Origin of the sequence: Kocuria sp. CPCC 205261, assembly GCF_040981025.1 — a bacterium.
GTDB classification, from domain to species: Bacteria; Actinomycetota; Actinomycetes; order Actinomycetales; family Micrococcaceae; genus Kocuria; species Kocuria marina.
Map to the genome: position 1 here is coordinate 1 of NZ_JAVKPU010000075.1, position 509 is coordinate 509.

General features: G+C 76.2%; 1 protein-coding gene. It reads right to left on the bottom strand.

The window, feature by feature from the left end; all coding sequences use genetic code 11:
- Positions 1 to 76: 76 nt before the first annotated feature.
- The coding region (locus RF646_RS13460) for a 3'-5' exonuclease (protein WP_368836246.1) at positions 77 to 509 on the bottom strand (433 nt) is incomplete at its 5' end.

The following is a 509-nucleotide window of genomic DNA, read 5'->3' on the forward strand; positions in this document are numbered from 1 at the left end:
CCCTCTACGCCCCGCCGTGGCCGGACGCGGTGTCCTGGCCGGAGCCGGACCGGAGCCGGTGCCTGTGCGGGCTCGATCAGGCGTGAGCGCGGGCGCCGCCCGGGCGGGACCGGCGCGGGGCCGGGCGGTCTCCGCCGGTCTCCCGCAGGGCGTCGAGGAAGCGTGAGGGCTTGCGCGTGGGCCGGCCGCCCGGGGTGCGGGACAGGGTCCAGGACAGCACGAGGTGCTCCCGGGCACGGGTGATGCCCACGTAGAGCAGCCGGCGCTCCTCGTCGATCTCGTCGGCGGTCTCGGCGAAGCCGATCGGCATGAGCCCTTCGCTGAGGCCCGCCAGGAACACGGCGTCCCACTCGAGGCCCTTCGCCGAGTGCAGGGACGCCAGGGTCACCCCGTTCATCACGGGGGCGTCCTGCTGGGCCATGCGCCGCTCGAGCTCCGCGGCGAAGTCGGGGAGCACGAACTGCTCCTCGCGGGCGGCGGCCTCCGCGGCCATCCGGTCCGCGAGGGAG